Origin of the sequence: Pedobacter sp. Bi126 (assembly GCF_918698245.1) — a bacterium.
Lineage (GTDB): Bacteria > Bacteroidota > Bacteroidia > Sphingobacteriales > Sphingobacteriaceae > Pedobacter.
This window is the reverse complement of sequence record NZ_CAKKMS010000003.1, coordinates 838,963-855,449: the sequence shown is the minus strand read 5'-3', so window position 1 is coordinate 855,449 and position 16,487 is coordinate 838,963. Positions and strand designations below refer to the sequence as shown.

At 38.6% G+C, this 16,487-nt stretch carries 16 protein-coding genes; 13 read left to right on the top strand and 3 right to left on the bottom strand.

Annotated elements, in window-relative coordinates; translation table 11 throughout:
- Window positions 1-78: 78 nt before the first annotated feature.
- Together LQ201_RS13800 and LQ201_RS13795 are read right to left on the bottom strand one after the other, a co-directional pair.
- Window positions 79-393, bottom strand: coding sequence for a hypothetical protein (locus tag LQ201_RS13800; RefSeq protein WP_230143160.1), 315 nt, complete (start codon window positions 391-393; stop codon window positions 79-81).
- A gap of 27 nt (window positions 394-420) precedes the next feature.
- Window positions 421-1,104: a hypothetical protein gene (locus LQ201_RS13795; protein ID WP_230143159.1), complete on the bottom strand. Its 684-nt coding sequence runs from the start codon at window positions 1,102-1,104 to the stop codon at window positions 421-423.
- Between the two features lie 365 nt (window positions 1,105-1,469).
- On the opposite strand from LQ201_RS13795, the gene LQ201_RS13790 reads away from it, so the two are divergent.
- The 10 genes from LQ201_RS13790 to LQ201_RS13745 all read left to right on the top strand — a co-directional run bounded on the left by LQ201_RS13790 (window position 1,470) and on the right by LQ201_RS13745 (window position 11,299).
- Window positions 1,470-1,679, top strand: coding sequence for a hypothetical protein (locus LQ201_RS13790; RefSeq protein ID WP_230143157.1), 210 nt, complete (start codon window positions 1,470-1,472; stop codon window positions 1,677-1,679).
- A 124-nt stretch (window positions 1,680-1,803) separates the two neighbouring features.
- A complete protein-coding gene (locus LQ201_RS13785) occupies window positions 1,804-3,471 on the top strand; it encodes an ATP-binding protein (RefSeq protein WP_230143155.1) in 1,668 nt (555 codons plus the stop codon).
- Window positions 3,472-3,481: 10 nt separating this feature from the next.
- Entirely contained in the window at window positions 3,482-4,147 is a 666-nt protein-coding gene (locus LQ201_RS13780) for a response regulator (protein WP_230143153.1), read from the top strand.
- A gap of 224 nt (window positions 4,148-4,371) precedes the next feature.
- Complete coding sequence (locus tag LQ201_RS13775) at window positions 4,372-4,704, top strand: YegP family protein (protein ID WP_230143151.1); 333 nt, start codon at window positions 4,372-4,374, stop codon at window positions 4,702-4,704.
- Window positions 4,705-4,715: 11 nt separating this feature from the next.
- A complete protein-coding gene (locus LQ201_RS13770) occupies window positions 4,716-5,780 on the top strand; it encodes a type I restriction endonuclease (RefSeq protein ID WP_230143149.1) in 1,065 nt (354 codons plus the stop codon).
- 169 nt (window positions 5,781-5,949) lie between these two features.
- Window positions 5,950-6,288: a hypothetical protein gene (locus LQ201_RS13765; protein ID WP_230143148.1), complete on the top strand. Its 339-nt coding sequence runs from the start codon at window positions 5,950-5,952 to the stop codon at window positions 6,286-6,288.
- Between the two features lie 172 nt (window positions 6,289-6,460).
- Window positions 6,461-7,573, top strand: a complete 1,113-nt coding sequence (locus tag LQ201_RS13760; RefSeq protein WP_230143146.1) for a DUF4236 domain-containing protein — start codon at window positions 6,461-6,463, stop codon at window positions 7,571-7,573.
- 53 nt (window positions 7,574-7,626) lie between these two features.
- The gene (locus LQ201_RS13755; protein ID WP_230143144.1) at window positions 7,627-9,621 is read left to right on the top strand and encodes a phospholipase D-like domain-containing protein; all 1,995 of its coding nucleotides are present in this window, start codon (window positions 7,627-7,629) and stop codon (window positions 9,619-9,621) included.
- The gene (locus LQ201_RS13750) at window positions 9,621-10,559 is read left to right on the top strand and encodes a hypothetical protein (RefSeq protein WP_230143141.1); all 939 of its coding nucleotides are present in this window, start codon (window positions 9,621-9,623) and stop codon (window positions 10,557-10,559) included. The genes LQ201_RS13755 and LQ201_RS13750 overlap by 1 nt, the downstream gene beginning before the upstream one ends.
- Before the next feature lie 212 nt (window positions 10,560-10,771).
- The gene (locus LQ201_RS13745) at window positions 10,772-11,299 is read left to right on the top strand and encodes a thermonuclease family protein (RefSeq protein WP_230143139.1); all 528 of its coding nucleotides are present in this window, start codon (window positions 10,772-10,774) and stop codon (window positions 11,297-11,299) included.
- Window positions 11,300-12,337: 1,038 nt separating this feature from the next.
- Here the strand turns inward: LQ201_RS13745 and LQ201_RS13740 are convergent.
- Window positions 12,338-12,949 (bottom strand): GIN domain-containing protein, encoded by a 612-nt coding sequence (locus LQ201_RS13740; RefSeq protein WP_230143138.1) that lies wholly within the window; start codon window positions 12,947-12,949, stop codon window positions 12,338-12,340.
- A 372-nt stretch (window positions 12,950-13,321) separates the two neighbouring features.
- On the opposite strand from LQ201_RS13740, the gene LQ201_RS13735 reads away from it, so the two are divergent.
- The 3 genes from LQ201_RS13735 to LQ201_RS13725 are packed head-to-tail and all read left to right on the top strand — an operon-like array spanning window position 13,322 to window position 16,190.
- The gene (locus LQ201_RS13735; RefSeq protein ID WP_230143137.1) at window positions 13,322-14,179 is read left to right on the top strand and encodes an NEW3 domain-containing protein; all 858 of its coding nucleotides are present in this window, start codon (window positions 13,322-13,324) and stop codon (window positions 14,177-14,179) included.
- 24 nt (window positions 14,180-14,203) lie between these two features.
- Complete coding sequence (locus tag LQ201_RS13730; protein ID WP_230143136.1) at window positions 14,204-15,217, top strand: ABC transporter ATP-binding protein; 1,014 nt, start codon at window positions 14,204-14,206, stop codon at window positions 15,215-15,217.
- Window positions 15,162-16,190, top strand: coding sequence for an ABC transporter permease (locus LQ201_RS13725; RefSeq protein WP_230143135.1), 1,029 nt, complete (start codon window positions 15,162-15,164; stop codon window positions 16,188-16,190). Before LQ201_RS13730 ends, LQ201_RS13725 begins: the two co-directional genes overlap by 56 nt.
- Window positions 16,191-16,487: the final 297 nt, after the last annotated feature.

Genomic DNA, 16,487 nt, shown 5'->3' with positions numbered 1-16,487 from the left:
TTAATCCAGGTGCGATGCATTTGGGTTAAAACATTGCTTAGTCGCTAAATGCATCTAATAGTCCAATAATAGATTAAGCTATTGTTGGGCGAATTGGGCTTCGGAAAAATTTGCAGCATTACCAGTCTCCCCTTCATCCACGGGCTGTTTAACTTCTTTCTTTAACGTGCTTGCTCCATAACCACAAAGTCCTACAAAAAACGCTGCACATATAAACCATACTAATCGGGTAAGCATATACCTGTAATTAGAAGTATGGTACTTTAATATATCAGGCGAAAGTTTTTTTAATGTTCTAAGCGTATCTGGTGGATACGAGCCGGCCGCAGTAAAATATTCGTGGTTGTCTTTATAGCCCTTATACCACACTTTACCTAAGGAATAAGTAGTCATGGTATCAGGCAGATTAATTTTTCTTTGCTATTTCAGTATTTTAAGATTTAATGGGATGATCGTAACACCAGCTTTTTGTTCACCATCTTTAACGGGCTCGTAATGATCGCCATCCCAATACATAAAGGTTTCACCTGCTTTAGGCATCCTAACACTTGTAGCCATGCGCTCCCAGGCCAGAAAAGAGATGCTGCCGATAGAGAGCAAAAGAATACATGTAATCACAATATAGGTGTGGGGGATTAGTCTTGTTCCAGATCGACCAATCTTAGGGCCTGTCGTTTTACCTCCACCAGTTTTTCTAGTTATTTTCTTTTTCCTCGTTGCATCCTCAAAGACACGTTTTTTTTCCTCATCACTAAGTTCTCTCCATTCTTCATTAGCAGGAAAATCTATTAACCATGCAAAAAGCTTAACGAGTTTATCGTCTCTAATCGTTTTTACTTTTTCTGTTAAAAAACTTATTAAAGGCCTAAACTTATCCAAGTCAAATTTTTCAATGCTTCTCATTTGATCCTCATATTCATTTGTAGGATCAAACACTGATCGGACAAAATCTTTATCCTTTTGAGTATTTTTTAGTCTAAATATCCTAATACATTCTTTCTTTAATTTTTCCCGCCCAAGAGATTCCAAATTCTCAGCAAGAAGATGATTTTCTTTCTTGATCTGAAAGAATTTTAATAGGTCTTTTTTATACTCCTCAAACATTTCTATAAAAATTTAGCGTAAAAATAGGGTGGAATTTCCGGAATTTTTACGGTTAACCGGAATTCTAACGGAATGACAGGAACGAACGGAATCTTTTGATAACTAGCGATTTGAAGCCCCCATATTTGTATCGTTGATCAGCACAGGCGGCGATTCATTATCAAAGCTAATTTAAAAAACTGATTAATAAAAGAGTAGAAATCGCGGTTGTGAATAGCCGGTTTGGGAAGCAGTTATTGGCTCCCGCGACAGACACTCATCACTTCCCAAAAATTTCAGAAGGCCTTCTGATACAAACCGTAGAAAGGCCCGCGAATGGTTCGCGGGTACTCTGCCTAGTATTCGATTTCTAAATTTTTGACAAAATGTTCATTCCTTTATTTATTGCGATCCTATTGGGATTGGCAACGCCTGCAAATACAAATAACAATTGTAACCCTAACAGCGGTACAACCGTAAATACTGCCGATACTGATCCGACCAATCCTGGTACCCCAGGCGACGGCACAGGAGAAACTGGTGGAGATACGGGTGGCGAAAATGGCCACTTGCCACCACCCAAAATAGGTGATTAGTACAGTTGATAAAAAGGCGGCAGCAATGCCGTCTTTTTTCTTTTAACACCGCCATCTTGATTGTTTATCTCAAATTCAGAATAATCATGATTATTTTCATAATTTAGGGTAAAAAACAAAAACCTTGAAATATTACTATTTTACGCTCTTCTCAATATTGTTTTTTCTCTCTTGTTCGGAACAGAAAGCAACAAAAGAAAAAAAAACAATCAATCCAGATTATGATAAGGCATTCGAATTTAGGGAAAAGAAAGTACCTGATAGTTCCTTTATATATTTTAACAAGGCTAAAGACGTTTTCTTAAAACAAAAAGATAGTTTAGGTGTCGCAAAGTGCCTGGTAAATATGGCCATAACCTCTATTGACAAAGGAGATTATTTTGGCGGTCAGGAAATTTCGACCGAAGCATTAACTTATTTCAATAAGGACAAAAAAGAGCAGTTTGTATATTTAGAATCTACCTTTCACGAGCTTGGCGTAGCGTCTTCCAACTTAAAAAACTATTCGCAAGCCATTATATTCTATAACCAATCAATAACTTATGCACAAGATAGCATATCAGTACTCGTAACTAAGAATAGCATTGCAAATGCCTATGGTAAAATTGGTGCCTATCAAAAAGCATTGGCACTCTTTAGCAGCATTTTAAAAAAGAAGATGAGCGATGAAAATTTCGCAAGAACATTATCCAATTATGCCTTTAACAAATGGAAGCAAAATCCTCACTATAATGCCAAACCCGAACTTTTAGCAGCATTACATATTCGCCTAAGAGATCATGATCTTTGGGGACAGAACGCCAGTTTCGCGCATTTAGCCGACTACCACACCCTAAGCCAACCAGATACAGCCTTATTTTATGCACACAAAATGTATGAAGGTGCTAAAAAACTAAAAAGCCCTGATGATCAATTGCAAGCGTTACTAAAAATTATAAAATTAAGCCCAGTAAAAGAAACAAAACAATATTTCAATATTTATAAAAACCTAGACGACAGCTTGCAAACGGCCCGCAACGCCGCCAAAAATCAATTTGCCCTCATCCGTTACGAAACGGAAAAAAGCAAGGCCGATTTTCTGAAGGCTAAAGCAGAGAATATCCAAAAACAAAAAGATATACTCCTAAGAAATATAGGGATTGGCACTTTGGCACTCTGTTTAATACTGGGTTATTTCTTATACCAAAGAAGGCAGAAAAACCTAAGGCAGGAAAAAGAAATAGAAGTTAAAAAAACAGAGCTCAAATATGTAAAAAAAATTCACGACCGTGTAGCCAATAGGGTATACCAGGTAATGTCGGAGGTAGAGAACACAGCCGAAATAGATAAGAATGATCTTGCCGACAAACTTGATGTAATCTATAAAATATCGAGAGATCTTTCTTACGATAGCAAAGACATTAACAACGAAGAAAGCTTTTCGATTGACCTGTCGAAAATGTTATACGCTTATGCCTCGGCGGAAACTAACATAACCCTTGAAGGTGGCGGCGAAAAACTTTGGGAAGCTATTAATGATGATACTAAAGCCGAAGTGTTTTGCATTTTGCAGGAACTGATGACCAATATGAAAAAACATAGTGGGGCAGATACCGTTACCATAAATTTTAAGCGTGAAAATGATCGTATAACTATTTTATATGTAGATAATGGAAAAGGAATGGAGTTTTTAACACCTAAAAATGGATTAAGGAATACGGAAACCCGTATAGAAAGTATTTCGGGCCATATTACTTTTGATACCAAGCCTGATGAAGGGCTTCGTGTTGAATTTTCATTTCCAACCTTATAAAAATATAAATATGTTCAAAAACGTACTCATCGCCGAAGATCATGAAATTGTTAGCAAATCGCTCCGTAGCGCCCTTACAGATCTTGGCATTACCATAGCAGATAAAGATTATGTGTTTTATTGTGATGATGCATTTACACGCGTACAGAAAGCACTGCGCGATGGCGATCCTTATGAACTGATCATTACCGACCTTTCTTTTGATGAAGACTATCCGAAACAAAAAATAGCAGGAGGTAGAGAACTGATCAAAGCTTTAAAAGAAATACAGCCAGATTTAAAAGTGCTGGTATTTTCGATAGAAAACAGGGCACTAATCGCGAATACACTGTTTAAAGAATTAAATATCGATGCTTATGTACCTAAAGCCCGCCATGATGCAAAAGATCTTAAACTGGCTTTAGAAAGCATTTATAAAAACAAGAAATACCATTCGCCCAACCTGAGGCAAAAAGAAGAATACCTGCACGATTTTACGCCCTATGATAAAACAATCGTTTCGCTCATTTTAGATGGAAAAACCCAAAAAGAAATGTCGGGCATTTTGAAACAAAAAAATATGGAACCGTCTGGCTTGAGCAGCATCGAAAAACGGATAAATTATATTAAAACCGCGCTCAATATTTCAAATAATGGTCAGCTAATTGCTTATTGCATCGCAAATAAGGTGATTTAGCTTAGGTTAGTCTTCAGTCCATAGTCGGGAGTCGATTGATCTCCGCACCGCTAAGCACCCAGCTCTGCAACCTTTGTGCCTTCTCTCTGTGCGCTTTGTGGTTAAAAACGGGCGATTGTATAGAGTGATTAACCTTGAACCAATTGACTAATGAACCAACCTACGGTTTCCCGTAAGGATGCACCATATCCCTCCCATACTTTTGAACAGCTTAAAAAACAACTATGGGAAAATTTATCATTACCAAAAGAACAAACGGCGAATACCAGTTTAATCTCGAAGCAGCAAACGGCAGGGTTATCCTCACCAGCGAGGGCTACGCCACAAAAGCTGGCTGCAACAAAGGTATCGAATCGGTAAAAACCAATGCGCCAACAGATGCCAGGTACGACAGAAAAATTGCCAAAAACGGAGCCTACTATTTCAATTTAAAAGCTGCCAACGGCGAAATTATCGGTACCAGCCAAATGTATACTACTGCTGATGCCAGAGATAGCGGCATCGAATCGGTCAAAGAAAATGCGCCTGATGCATCAGTAAAAGATGAAACCATTTAATGCGATAAGTTATGGATCTTAAACTAAAGTTAGAACAACTTCATCAGCGCGTGGTGGGCTTAAAAGAGCAGATCAATACCGAAGAGGCTACGAAAAATGCATTTGTAATGCCTTTTATTCAAATCCTCGGTTACGATATTTTTAACCCTACAGAAGTTATACCCGAACACATTTGCGATATCGGCACCAAAAAAGGCGAAAAGGTAGATTATGTGATCCGTAAAAACAACGAACCCATCCTCATTTTCGAATGTAAACACTGGAAGGAAAGTGCCGATGCGCATAATTCTCAATTGCACCGCTATTACCATGTTTCTAAAGCGCGGTTTGGGGTATTAACCAACGGTACAGTTTACAATTTTTACGCCGATTTGGAAAAGCCGAACATTATGGATGAAAAACCATTTTTAACCATCGATATCGAAGACCTGAAAGATAATGCCATTAAAATCCTCGAAAGTTTCACCAAAAACGAATATAATTTAGAAACGATCCTCGATTCGGCCGAAGGGTTAAAATACATTAAAGCCATCAGAAAGGAATTTGAAAAAGAAATAGACAGCCCTTCCGATGAAATGGTGAAGCTCTTAGTAAACCGTTTTTTCGACAAACCCTTAACGGCAAACCGGATGATTGCCTTTAAAGATTATACCAAAAAAGCCCTTACCATTTCGATCAATGAATCTATCAGCGACCGCTTAAAATCGGCATTGAATATTAACGAGAAAATTGAGAAAAAGGAGGAAGGCAAAGTGATTCCTGTTAATGAAGATCCCGATGCTTCTAAAATCGTAACTACTGAAGAAGAATTAGAAGCTTTCCAGATTGTAAAAGCCATCTTGCGCGAGAAGATTCCATCTGCCAGGATCGCTGCGCGTGATACCCAATCTTACTTTGGCGTATTGCTGGACGACAATAACCGTAAACCAATTTGCAGATTCCATTTTAATACCATTAACAAGTACATCGAAACTTTCGAGAAAGGAAAAGATGCTGGCGAGAAAAAGCAGCTGTTTAACCTTGATGAGCTTTACGATTACAGAAACCAGTTGCATCAAACTATAGAAAACTACTAATTATCCGCTCATCTCTCAAAAAATGTAGAGGTTGTTTTCGAATCAGGCAGGGCAACCTCTCATTTTTGCATTAACTATATTCACTCATTCCATCACCCTTTCTATTAAGTTATCATTCCCTTACTGTTAGCCGTAAGGAATATATTTTTTGCCGAAATACCTTAGTGGCATGAAACATCTAGTTACACTGCTATTATTAACAGTCATAATAGGCAATGCCCATGCACAAAAAAAGAAAGTGATCACCTATCAGTTAATGGAACCCGGTTTCAACAACAAAACAATTAAGGGCACCATAAGCGAAGTGTACACCACAAAACGTTATGGCAAAACTTTCTGGTGGGTACGTATAGGCACCGACACCCTAATCCACGTATGGCGCAGGCACCTCGATACAGCAACCATGAAACCAGGTGTAAACCGCGCTTTTTTTTCCATTAAACGCCTCGATAATAGCTGGTGGAAGAAAGAAAAATCAGAGGATTATGTGAAGCCAAAGAATGATTAGTGCGTTAACTTATTCAAAATATGCTACATTTTTCCAGCTTTGTAAACAGCTGTTAATGAATCCATTTTTGCTGAAAATTAATTATGAAAATAGTTTTGGCTTTACGGTTTCCCGTAATGTAAGCCCCTTCAAGCAACTTATTTTTGTAGTATCAAAATTAAAAAATACTAAAATGGCTTGGAGCTTTCACAAACGAATAAAAATTATCCCTGGTGTTCATTTAAACTTAAGTAAAAGTGGTATAGCCACTTCTATAGGAGTTAAAGGGGCAAGCCTGACTTTCGGAAAATCAGGAACCTATCTTAACACCTCTGTTCCACTTTTAGGCATTAACAGCAGGTATAAACTTTCAGGCTCAAGTACTCAGCCTCAGGTATACCTGCCAAACGAGCCGGTAGAAGTTTTAGACAATATTTTCAGTGCTGACATTCATGAAATAACCAGCCAAAACATGCTTGGTGTTAAAGAGGCTATTCTATTGGCCCAACAGCAAAGGAAAGAACTCAAAAGCGATTTATTAAAAATCCAGGCTACTTTAGGTTTTTCGAAAACTAAACTCGTGCTAAGTTATATATTCCTCTATGGCCTAATAAAAAAGACTATTCCCGCAAGCTTAAAAATAAATATTACGGCACAAAAAGAAGCCATCAAACAAACATCAATTCAAATAGACAACTGTTATGTCAAGCTTGATATAGAATTTGAACCCGAAATCAGGGAAAAGTACGATTGCTTAGTGAAAGCATTCGGGAACTTAACAACCTCCCATAAAATTTGGGATGTAACCAGTGCCCATTTTCAAGATCGCGTGGCAGCGCGATCATCTGCCAGCACCATTGTAAATAAACGAGATGTAAAGTTTGCATTTAAATCACTTATCGATATCAGATCAAACTTTGAAGCACTATACTTCGAAAATGCAAATGGCGCGGATTTATATTTCTATCCCAGCTTCATCATCATGTATTCCAATAACACAAATTTTGCCATCATCGGGCTTGATGAACTTAACCTGCAGCAAAGTTATGTTCGTTTTACCGAAACCGGTACGGTACCCCGCGATTCGAAAATAATCGACAGGACTTGGGCCAAAGTAAATAAAAATGGTACACCAGATAAAAGATTTAAAGGTAACTACCAGATTCCAATAGCCAAATATGGCCAGATCAATTTACGTACGAATACAGGCTTAAACGAAGAATACGAATTTAGCAATTACGAGTTTACAGAAGCATTCGGACAGAGCTTTAGAGATTACCAAACAACGATTAAACAACTAAAATAATTTTTAAATTAAGTACGGATACAGCAATGTGTTCATTCCTAAATGAAAAACTCATGCTCACAGAAAATACCCAACTCGATCAGCAAGTGTTGCAAGACAACAAAGAGATTTTTGCCCGGATAGTTAAAGAGCTAGAAGGAGCAGATTTCGAAATTCTAATTGCCAGTGCATGGTTTACTGACGAGGAATTATTCGCTATCGTTAAAAGTAAAGCCGCTCAAAATGTAAAGGTTGAGCTAATCATCGCCGATAATCAAGAGAATCTGAAGTTAGATTTTGATGAACTCGTTTCATTGGGAGCTTCAGTAACTAAGATAAAGAATGTTGGTTATGGTATCATGAATCAAAAATTTTGTGTAATTGATAAACGGATTGCACTGCATGGTTCTTATAATTGGTCGGTAAATGCAAGGAAAAATAATCACGAAAGTATAATTGTAACAAATCATGCCGAAACTGTAGCTCATTTAATCACTAATTTTAACGACATTAACCATAAGGCAGCCCTGCAGCGGGGTGAAGTGGTTGATGTTCCTTTTGTACCTTTAAAAGTTGAGGCAAAAACCGAAACCCACACAGCTAAGGAACATGCTATTTCTGAGTTTACTAAGGTACTCGATTCGATGATTGCTGCAGAGATTGGTAATTTTGATCGATCTATGTTAAGGGGGCAAGGTTATGAGCGTTCCAAATATAATAATGGCGATCATCAGGTACTTACTAAATCATTAGATACAGTTTATTCGGTTTTTATAAACGATATTGATGTAGTTGAAGACAAAAAGAAACGTTTAAAAACCAAGATTGATGAGCAGGAAGTAAAGAGCCTTAATACATTTGAAGAAAATCTCAATTTGCAGTTACAAACGTCTGAGGCAGAAGCAGAAAACGAAACGTCAAATGCCAAGAACCAGCTCATCAACCTAAAAGCTGAGACCGAAAAAAATAAACAGGAAATCCAGAGCCTTAAAGAAAATAAAATTGGTTTTCATGAAAAAAATATTGCAGAGATAAAGAATAAGATACGCATTGCGCAAACAGATTTTGTCAGCCCAAAGTTTAAATGGTATGAGTTTATTCCAGTATTGTTCGCAAATATCTGCTTAATCACTTACCTTTTTATCTTCTACTCTTCAGCATGTTACATTTTATTGTTTGCTGTTGAAGACTCGAAGGCTGCCAAGGCCGCGGGATTCGATGCTATTCCGATGGAAATATTTAATCCTAAAGCTTTGTCTTTAACTTTATCAAAAGGCGGGGCAGGTATCATTTTTATCTTGCTCTTCGTAAGCATCCCACTTTTTTGCGCACTCATCAAACTTTTTACAAAGAAAACATGGATTATCATATCCATGTTCCTCGTTGGAATTGTATTAGTTGATACAGCAATCGCTTACAAAGTTTCGGCAGCCATTTATCAAATGAAATATGATATAGGAGACGCTACTGAGGCTTGGCGAATATCAATGGCTTTTACAGATCCTAATTTCTATTTGGTATTTTTATTAGGTGCCTTTGGTTTGCTTATGTTAAAGTTTGCATTTGAGAAACTCATGTTAATCTTTGAAGAAAGAAACCCTGATGTTGCTACATTAAAAAACAACTTGCTCATCAAACAAATGGATGAAGATCTAAAATTAGAAGGAGAAAAAATTTTACTATTTAAGGGGGAAATTTACGCAATAGAGGCACAAAATATTAGTTTAGATGCTCAATATAAAATTGTTGAGGCTAGGCTCACTTCCATTCCCAATAAACTAAACCTTTTAAAGGAAGTTAAAAAGACAGATCTAATTACGGGGAAACAACACATTATAGATATTGCGACCATATATAAAAGTCATGTCGAAAATGACAATCTTCCAATTTCTATTGATTCGCTAAATGATAGGATCAATATCTTTTTAGAGGGCTGGAACGATTACCTACATGAAGAATATGCGGTACTAAAGGCCACAGAAAAATCTCGGGAGGCGTTTGATACTGCTGTAAATTGGCAAAACGAAAAGGTAAAAAGTTCACAAATAGATAAACGGGTTGTAATCTGATGAAAAAATATTTCTTAATAAGCATTTTGATATGTTCTGCCTGTATGTATGCGGCGGCTCAAAGAACAAAAGAGGTTACTGACTATAATATAGTTTTTGCACCTGATTTATCAAATCGATTAAATCCTAAGTTGTATCCAAAAGCAGTTAACGATGTGGATATTGTTCAAGGGGCATTGAAGAAGATATGGCCAGACATACTCCGGTTAAAACGAACGGATGGCCAATTTGATCATTATAGTGTCGATTTTATCAATAAAGGACTAATAGGATTGTATAAAATCAATACGAACCTGTTAACCGTCGATCTCCAGCAATTTGATAAACAGGTTGACAGAATTAATTATATCCTTGGAAGAAATAAAGTTGTCTCCTGTCTGCCAAAAGACATTAATAACTTTATTTCAGAATATAAGAAATTTAACGACAAAGCCGCAATCTCTAAAAATGGAGCAGATATTTGGACCTATTTTCAATCAGGTATTGATGATCGGATTATTTTGCCAGACTTACCTCTTGGCAAAATAACCCACAAATTTCGTAACATCATGGTATTAATGACTGATGGTTATATTGAGGCAGGAATTTATGATAAGGGCTACGATTTGAGTGCAAAAAAGGTTGCGGATTTTCGCAATGCCTTTTTAAAATCAAAGGGAAGCGATATGGCTTTTTTTTTATCCAAAAACACTAAATTTAAGATTAACCCTGCAAAAAATCCATTTTTAAAAAGCCTAGAAGTTATTGTGATCGAAATGTATGATCGATCGCTTTCCAAAACAGGAGCAGCAACACAGCATCCAACAGATATGGAAATCATGCGGCTAATCTGGACAGATTGGATGAAAAGCTCTGGTGTAAAAAGGTTTGAGCTTAAACCTGCGGCAAGCAACCAGGCCGAAGCTGTTAAATACATTCTAGATTTTATTAAGAAATAAACAAGCAAATATCCCACAATCATGAAAATGCTCTCCTTACTCCTCTTTTTCTTTATCAACATTACTTGTAAAGAAAATACAACCGTGTACATTTGCAACAGTGGTAACGCCAAAAAATATCATTATAGCACCAGTTGCCGTGGTTTAAGCAACTGCACATATAAAATTGTACAAAGCACAATAGATAAAGCAAAAAAAGACGGAAAAACATTATGCGGTTGGGAAAAGTAAGTTTGTTGGTTTTATTGTTAACGCTCCAGGCTTGTTTCATCCCGCCAAGCGAAAGCAAATCACTAATAAACTACAATCAGCTTGTTTTTACCGCCAAAGTAATCCGCATTATGGATGGCGATACCATGGAGGTATTATACCAAAACCAGCCTATTAAAATCCGCTTAGCGCATATTGATTGTCCTGAGAAACGCGGCTCGCAACCTTTTGGAAATTATGCTAAAAAAGCACTCTCCGATTTGTGTTTCGGGCAAATGGTGAGTGTACAAGGCCAGAAATACGACCGGTATAAAAGATTAATTGCTGTAGTAATTAACCGCAAAAAACAGGTGGTGAACCAGGAAATGATTAAACAGGGCATGGCCTGGCATTATAAAAAATACTCCAGCGATTTACTTTATTCACAACTGGAAATAACCGCCAGGAAAAATAAAGTAGGCTTGTGGCAAGAGAAAGATGCTGTAGCACCATGGGCATGGCGGGAAACGAAGCATAGTTTGGCGAGGTAGATAGTAGCGCGACATATCCAGTTGATCCGTACAAAACTTACCGGATGCGCCTAATATTGTTTTTTCAACATGCTTATGGCAGCTACAGACAATGTTAATGCAAAATACACAATGTAATCGTCTATAGGGCAGTTTACTATCGTGATTGTTGTGATAATTCCACATCTGCCTCCTGTTACACAATTCCGATATAGCGCAGGCGAAGCATTACTTAAAGTTGGGGTGTAACAAAAGCTAGAGAGTGCACCAGTTGTTGGGGTTGAAGAATAATTTTGAACAGTATAACCATTACAACTGGAAGTGCTTCCTAAAGAAGTTGTATAAATGCCGTCGGAAAGACGTGGATCTCCTGATGCTTCGTATATTACACAGCCGGTATAGGTTTGGGATTGAACTGTTAATGATAATAAAATCATTATGCTAAAAAATGATAGACTTATTTTGAACTTTAATCTGTTCATGGATTCTTGATACTTTCTACTTAATTCTTATAATAACAGTTGAAAGCATTAATATTAAGAACAACGCCGCTCATAAATTTGTTTACAATTACCAGATTTTTTTTGCGGATTCTAATAAGAATTTCGTGAAAGATTCAAAATATTACAGCTTCCCGTTAAGGAGAATCTTTTTCTCTCGGTTATCAACTTGGGTAGGATAGGTTCAACTCCTATGGCTAAATAACTAGTGCTATTTACATCCTACAACATATACTCAAACCCATTATTTCCTGCAATCGTAATTAAGTGCTCAAGGGTTGTTTTAAATTTAAGCTTATATTCAGCTGGTAATTCCTAAACACTTTCCAGGTCAGGAAAAATGCTCAAAGAAAAGCTACTGGAAGATTATATGAGCATTTTTCCTATCTAGTTGGGTGAAAACGGCTCTTCGCCCGAATGTTAAAATGCCGCCCGTAGGTTAGGCGGCATTTATTAAAGATAAGATGTTATTTATCCACAGCCAATTATTAATTTTAGTGTGGTTTTGACTCTGGATTTATGAGGAATACGCTCCCCCTTTACTATATTAACCTATTTGTTATTTCGCTAAATTCATTGCGTTTTGTTCCGCTTCCATGATCGCTTGAGAAGCATACGATGCAGATTTAAGACTGGCAAAGTTTGCTAATTTTACATTTTTCATGTTGCTTGCAATCATTTTGCTTTCACCAGCGGTACCATTTAATTTTAATACCGCATCATCTTTAACAATGGTGTATAAACTGCCTGTTGTAGTTTTAATTTTCGCTGTAGCACTTTGGCCCAAAAATAACTGAAGGTATTTTACATCGAAATTATTGCTGGTAAGCACAACCGATTGTCCGTAAGCTTCTATTCTTTCTAAATCTTTTACGGTAATATTTAACGTTACCTGGCTTGTTTCTAATGAATTGATAAATAAGGTTTTCCCATCAGTTGATACAGAGGTTTTTGTAGCATCGTAATTGCTGGTACCTTCTACATTTTGTTTATCACCTTGTGTTAAGATAAGCTTCACGTTACCACTTACCCAGATCCTGCTGAATTTTGATAATGAAGCAGTTTTGGTTTCTGCTTTAACAGGCTCAGCTGCAAAAGTTGCCATGGCTGATGAAGTAAATACTACTGCTGTTAATGCTGCTGCGAATATTGTTTTTGCTAAAGTTTTCATATCTTTTATATTTAGGTTTTTGCTATTGTTTTGTTATTAAGACGCAGCTGCCCATTAAACGTTTCAGGCAAAAACTTGGTATTATACCAGTGTTGGTAACCGCTAGACCAACGCCTGTAATTCCTAGACAAACGGTTATTGATCATCAACGGTTTGATGCAATAGTTTTCGGGAAAACCGTGTAAACTTAAAGCGCAGCTTTTGTAACCTGTGTAATGCCGAAAAGCGCCAGCCTGCCTTAATCCTCCAATTGTTAAAAAATGTTAAAGGAATTTGAAAATATTATTTTGTTGTTTTTTTTTGATCCTCCAATCAGATAAACAAACAGGAAAGCATTTTTTAGAGCAATTATTTATTTTTTGATTTTAGATCATGTTATCAGCATTACCATTTAACCGTTTTCGCTTATCAGGAAGATTTGCGTTTTTTTTCATCATCTTTTTTGCGCCATCCGTGGCCACTATTGCCCAACCCTTAAACGAAGCCAAGGCTGGCCCATCGGCTTTTACGGCAAAGCTGATTAATATCGAGGCGGCCACGAATGAGGTTTTCAGGTACAGCACTACCCTTCACAATGGCACCAACAAGCAGGCCATTTACGAGCTGAAGGCAACGCTGCCAGCGGGCTGGGTGGTGAGTTACAAAGTAGAGGGCAGCCAGGTTACCTCGCTCAATATGGATGCAGGCAAAAGCCAGGAAATTGCAGTGGAGATTAATGCCAGTGCAAATGCATCACCTAAAAAATACAATATCCCACTTAAAGCCGTTTCGGCCGATGATACCCTTTTACTTAACCTCGAAGCAGTAGTAAAAGGCTCGTATGGCGTAGCCATGAATACACCGAGTGGAAGGCTGAGTGAGGAGGTAAGCTCGGGCGGGCATAAAGATATCCAGCTGGAGGTTAAAAACACCGGAACGCTGGCCCTGAACGATCTGGAGTTGAGCAGTCAGCTGCCGAGCGGCTGGGAAGTCCGTTTTGAGCCGGCCAAGATCAGTAAACTTGAGGCAGGAAAAAGCGTTTCCGTTACCGCCTTTTTAAAAGTTCCCGATAAAACAATAGCCGGAGATTATGCCGCAACCTTTAGCCTTTCTGGTGCCAATGCTAACACACAGCTGGCGTTCCGCATGTTTGTTAAAACTTCATTGCTTTCTGGCTGGATCGGGATTTTGGTGATTGTGCTTGCCATTGGCAGTGTATACTACCTTATACGCAAGTACGGCAGAAGATAATCCATCCTTTAACAGCACAATAAGATGGAACCTATTATACAACTCAGGAACCTAAGCAAAAGCTATGGAACCTTTAAAGCGGTTGATGAGCTGAACCTGGAAGTATACCGCGGTGAGATTTTTGGATTGCTCGGGCCAAACGGCGCGGGCAAAACCACCTCCATATTGATGATGCTTGGGCTAACCGAACCCAACAGCGGCACTGCGCATGTTTGCGGCTATGATGCCACCAAAAACCCCATTGCAGTAAAGCAAAAGGTGGGCTATATGCCAGATAGCGTGGGCTTTTATAACCAGATGACGGCCCTCGAAAATTTAATTTATTTGGGCAGGCTGAACAACCTGGACGAAAGCACATTAAAAGACCAGGCCGAAGAAGTACTTAATATAGTGGGGCTTGCCGGCAGCATGGATAAAAAAGCCGGCATTTTTTCGCGTGGCATGAAACAGCGGCTGGGTTTGGCTGATGTATTGATCAAAGACCCAGAGGTAATTATTCTCGATGAGCCAACACTGGGCATAGACCCTGCAGGGGTAAAGGAATTTTTAAGCTTGATTAAAACCCTGAGCCAGCAGCAGGGCTTAACCGTTTTGCTCTCTTCGCACCACCTGCACCATGTACAACAGGTATGCGACCGGGTGGGCATATTTGTTGGCGGTAAACTGTTGGCCCAGGGCGATATTGCCTCGCTTTCTGCCCATCTTTTTGGCAAAGAAGGAGCGGTTACCACAATTAAAACAGCACACTTAATTGAGCAGCCCTGGCCATTGGAGACCGAAATGAGACAATGGGGAGAAGTTACAGACATTGGCATTTTGGGCGATACGCTGGAGTTTACCACCCAGCATGATATTACCCCCCTCATTGTTCGCCATTTGGTAGAAAAGGGTTACAGCATTTTACAGGTAAGCCGTAAGGAGTACGGCCTGGATGAGATCTATCAGAAATATTTTGAAAGTAGTTTTAATGAAAATCTAAATCATGGAAAATCAAGCGGTATCTTCAAGCGGGCTTTCTTTGGGCAGCACAAAAGATAAAAAATATACAGCCTCACCTCAGCCAAACAGGGCATTTGGCGTAATCATCCGAAAAGAGATTGCCGATCACATTAGGAGCTGGCGCTTTTTGGTATTGGTTGCTTTGGTGCTGTTAACCTTTGTGGCTTCTTTATATGTTTCGGTAAGCAATATCAGAGCAGCCTTTACCAATACAAACGATCCCGACCATGCTTTTATGTACCTAAAGCTGCTTACATCAACAGATAATTCGATGCCGCCTTTCCATGTGCTGCTCAGTTTTCTTGCACCGCTGCTTGGCATTAGCATGGGTTTTGATGCCATTAATTCGGAGCAGAACAACGGAACTTTAACCCGGCTTTTGGCACAGCCGATTTACAGGGACAACCTGCTGCTGGCTAAATTTAGCAGTGCAATACTGATAGTAGGCATGCTTTTTCTTTCGCTTACCTTACTTATGATTGGTGGGGGACTGGTGTTAACAGGCGTTAGGTTAGAAGCACAGGAACTGATCAGAATAATGGGTTTTGTTTTTGTAACGCTTCTTTACGTTGCATTCTATTTAAGTTTATCGATCCTGCTTTCTATTGTTTTTCGCCAACCGGCAACTGCAGCGCTGAGCGCACTGGGGCTGTGGCTGTTTTTTACCGTTTTTTATCCGATTATCGTTAACCTGGTTATAAGGGCCTTTTTACCCGACCCGGCCTACCTTACGCAGGCACAGGTAATGGGTTACAATGAATTTATCTTAGCTATTATGCGGATTGCACCTAACCAGCTTTATACCGATGCGGCCACCACACTATTGATGCCATCGATACGGAGCCTCGGCCCGATGAGTATGGAGCAAATGGCAGGTGCCATTCCCAGCCCGCTGCCGGTAAAAGAGAGCCTGATGATTGTATGGCCCCAGTTAAGCGGCATGATTGCCGCCAGTACAGGTTGTTTTGCCATTGCTTATTACCTTTTTATGCGCAGGGAAATTAGAAGTTAAAGCGGATAACTGCTTTGCATACTCCCGTCATCCGGTTTTTATGTTGCTCATTTGGAAAAAAAATACCCTGATGCATGGAAATTTTTAAATTATTATACCAGTAGGGCAATAATTTATCTCAATACACGTATTATATACCGAGAGCGTTAATTTAGATTAAAACGGGGACCGTCTATTAGATGGTTCCCGTTTTTCTTTTAAAGATCAAAGTTGAAGGCCAAGACAGAACAGAATCATTATTGCCCAATACCACTTTCGCTAAATAAATAAAAAAAGCCACCCAAATGGGCAGCTCTG

Bases quoted from the DNA above. Each gene is read 5' to 3' on its own strand.
- LQ201_RS13750 (WP_230143141.1), top strand. From the start codon at position 9,621: ATGAAAAAATATTTCTTAATAAGCATTTTGATATGTTCTGCCTGTATG.
- LQ201_RS13740 (WP_230143138.1), bottom strand. From the start codon at position 12,949: ATGAAAACTTTAGCAAAAACAATATTCGCAGCAGCATTAACAGCAGTA.
- LQ201_RS13755 (WP_230143144.1), top strand. From the start codon at position 7,627: ATGCTCACAGAAAATACCCAACTCGATCAGCAAGTGTTGCAAGACAAC.
- LQ201_RS13780 (WP_230143153.1), top strand. From the start codon at position 3,482: ATGTTCAAAAACGTACTCATCGCCGAAGATCATGAAATTGTTAGCAAA.
- LQ201_RS13745 (WP_230143139.1), top strand. From the start codon at position 10,772: ATGCGGTTGGGAAAAGTAAGTTTGTTGGTTTTATTGTTAACGCTCCAG.
- LQ201_RS13735 (WP_230143137.1), top strand. From the start codon at position 13,322: ATGTTATCAGCATTACCATTTAACCGTTTTCGCTTATCAGGAAGATTT.
- LQ201_RS13790 (WP_230143157.1), top strand. From the start codon at position 1,470: ATGTTCATTCCTTTATTTATTGCGATCCTATTGGGATTGGCAACGCCT.
- LQ201_RS13775 (WP_230143151.1), top strand. From the start codon at position 4,372: ATGGGAAAATTTATCATTACCAAAAGAACAAACGGCGAATACCAGTTT.
- LQ201_RS13730 (WP_230143136.1), top strand. From the start codon at position 14,204: ATGGAACCTATTATACAACTCAGGAACCTAAGCAAAAGCTATGGAACC.
- LQ201_RS13795 (WP_230143159.1), bottom strand. From the start codon at position 1,104: ATGTTTGAGGAGTATAAAAAAGACCTATTAAAATTCTTTCAGATCAAG.
- LQ201_RS13725 (WP_230143135.1), top strand. From the start codon at position 15,162: ATGGAAAATCAAGCGGTATCTTCAAGCGGGCTTTCTTTGGGCAGCACA.
- LQ201_RS13770 (WP_230143149.1), top strand. From the start codon at position 4,716: ATGGATCTTAAACTAAAGTTAGAACAACTTCATCAGCGCGTGGTGGGC.
- LQ201_RS13765 (WP_230143148.1), top strand. From the start codon at position 5,950: ATGAAACATCTAGTTACACTGCTATTATTAACAGTCATAATAGGCAAT.
- LQ201_RS13760 (WP_230143146.1), top strand. From the start codon at position 6,461: ATGGCTTGGAGCTTTCACAAACGAATAAAAATTATCCCTGGTGTTCAT.
- LQ201_RS13800 (WP_230143160.1), bottom strand. From the start codon at position 393: ATGACTACTTATTCCTTAGGTAAAGTGTGGTATAAGGGCTATAAAGAC.